A 2,501-nucleotide genomic window follows, 5' to 3' on the forward strand; every position below is an offset into this window, starting at 1 on the left:
GTGTCCATGGCCATGAAAAAGTCCTCGTTGTTGGCCAGGTAGAGGTCCCCGCTGGTGGCCAGGTGGGAGTCCCCGCTGGTGGCCGTGGTGTGGTCCCGGTTCCTCGTGGGATGCCGTGTCTGCCGGGAGCGTGAGGCCTGGACGGTGACGGTGGCGGTGTCGAGCCAGTCACCGCACCGCCCAGGAGCTCCTATTGAAGTCTGCGAGGGAACGTATGGACGTGATTTCGGCCTACCGGGAGGTGGGCACGTATCGGGGTGCCGCGGCGATGTGTGGCACGACCCCGAAGACAGTCCGCAGGATCATCGAACGGCACGAGGCGGGTGGTGGCCGTCCAGCTCGGGTCCGCCGGGCCCGTAACTACGACTCGGTCGCGGAGCTGGTCGCCGACCGGGTGAAGGCTACCAGCGGGCGGATCTCCGCGAAGCGACTGCTGCCGGTGGCCCGGACGGCGGGGTACGACGGGTCACCGCGGAACTTCCGCCGGCTGGTCGCGGCAGCGAAGGCGGACTGGCGGGCGGGGCATCACCGGGGCCGCCGGCCGGCGGTCTGGGCACCGGGGGACGTGCTGGCGATCGACTGGGGTGTGCTCGGCGGGTTGCACGTGTTCTGCACGGTGCTGGCCTGGTCACGGGTCCGGTTCGTTCGGTTCGCCGGCGATGAGCGGGCGGGCACCACGTTCGCGTTGCTGGCGGAATGCTTCGAAACGTTGGGTGGGGTCCCGAAGACGGTCCTCGCGGATCGGATGGGCTGTTTGAAAGGTGGTGTCGTCGCGAATGTCGTGGTTCCTTCACCGGGATATGTGCGGTTCGCGGCGCACTTCCGGTTCCGGCCTGATTTCTGTGAGGCCGCGGATCCGGAATCGAAAGGGATCGTGGAGAACCTCGTCGGCTACGCGAAACGCGACCTGATGATCCCGGGGATGCCGTTCACGGACCTGACCGCGGCGAACCAGGCCGCGACCCGCTGGTGCGCCGAGGTCAACGCGGCCGTCCACAGCGAGATCGCCGCCGTTCCGGCGGACCGGCTGGTCGAGGAACGGCCGCTGCTGGGCGGGTTGCCGTCGCTACGACTGACCGGCACGACCGGGGCGGTGACCCGCAAGGTCGACCGGCTGTCCTGTGTCCGCTACGCCTCCGCCCGCTACTCGGTCCCGACCGTGTGGATCGGGACGACCGTCACCCTGACAACCGGTGAGGGTCAGCTCACCATCGTCGACCCGGTCAGCGGGGAGATCCTCGCCGAACACGGGCTGGTCGCCCCCGGTGAAGCCTCGGTCCTCGACGCCCACTACGGCGGCCCCCGCCCGGCACCCACCCGGGCACCACGGCCGAAAACCGTGGCGGAAAAGGCGTTCTGCGCCCTCGGTCCGGCCGCGGAGGCGTTCCTGACCGGCGCCGCCGCGGCGGGGAACACCCGCCTCGCCGCGGATCTCGTCGAACTCGCCGGCCTGCAAGCCGCCCACGGCCGCGGGCCGCTGCTCGCGGCGGTGGAACGGGCGGTGGCGTTCCGCCGCTGGCACGCCGCCGACGTCCGGGCGATCCTGCAGGCCGGTCCCGGTCTGCCCCAGCCCCGCCCCGCCGGTGACCTGCTCCCCGGGGTGCTGCCCCCGGTCGCGACCCGGCCGTTGTCCGCCTACGCCCTGACCGCACTGTCATGACCGCCGCCACCGTCCCGCCGCTCGCAGCCGACCTCGACACCGCGCTGCGCCGGCTCCGCCTCGGTGCGATACGCCGCCTGGCCCCCGACCTGCTGATCACCGCGAAAACCCAGCGGTGGACACCGGAAGAGGTCCTGCGCACCCTCCTGGAAGCCGAGATCACTTCCCGGGACGCCTCCAACACCGCGAACCGGCTCAAGGCCGCCGGGTTCCCCGTCGTGAAGACCCTCGACGACCTCGACCGGACCGTCTCCACGATCCCACCCGGCACGCTGGACTACCTGGCCAGCCTCGAATGGATCCGCGCGGCGGAGAACCTGGCCCTCGTCGGACCCGCCGGGACCGGGAAAACCCACACCCTCATCGGTCTGGGTGTCGCCGCCGTCCACGCCGGCCACAAGGTCCGCTACCACACCGCCGCTGACCTCGTGGAAACCCTCTACCGCGGCCTCGCCGACAACAGTATCGGCCGGATCATCGACACCACGCTGCGCAACGACCTGATCATCATCGACGAACTCGGGTTCGCGCCTCTGGACGACACCGGCGCGCAGCTGCTGTTCCGGCTCGTCGCCGCCGCCTACGAACGCCGCGCGCTCGCGATCGCCTCCCACTGGCCCTTCGACCAGTGGGGTCGCTTCCTACCCGAACACACCACCGCTGTCAGCATCCTCGACCGGCTCCTGCACCACGCCACCGTCGTCGCGACCGAAGGAGAATCCCACCGGATGCGCCAAGCCCGCCAAAGAGGAGGCACCCACCCCCAAACACCCTGAAAAACCCCGAGGAGCCGGGGACTTTTATCTGGCCACCAGCGGGGACCACAAACTGGCCGTTGACA

Annotated in this window: 2 protein-coding genes; both read left to right on the forward strand. The window is 70.3% G+C overall.

Annotation, left to right across the window (positions count from 1 at the left end):
• Window positions 1-193: 193 nt before the first annotated feature.
• Window positions 194-1,660 carry an IS21 family transposase gene (istA, locus tag MXD58_RS28940; RefSeq protein WP_248841476.1) on the forward strand — a complete coding sequence of 489 codons (1,467 nt, stop codon included), beginning with the start codon at window positions 194-196 and terminating at the stop codon, window positions 1,658-1,660.
• Complete coding sequence (istB, locus tag MXD58_RS28945) at window positions 1,657-2,436, forward strand: IS21-like element helper ATPase IstB (protein ID WP_248841477.1); 780 nt, start codon at window positions 1,657-1,659, stop codon at window positions 2,434-2,436. The genes istA and istB overlap by 4 nt, the downstream gene beginning before the upstream one ends.
• The last annotated feature ends 65 nt before the right edge of the window (window positions 2,437-2,501 follow it).

The organism is Frankia sp. AgKG'84/4 (assembly GCF_023242965.2).
GTDB lineage: Bacteria > Actinomycetota > Actinomycetes > Frankiales > Frankiaceae > Frankia.

What these genes read in the sequence shown, in the direction of transcription:
- istB (WP_248841477.1), top strand. Translation starts at nt 1,657, where the DNA reads ATGACCGCCGCCACCGTCCCGCCGCTCGCAGCCGACCTCGACACCGCG.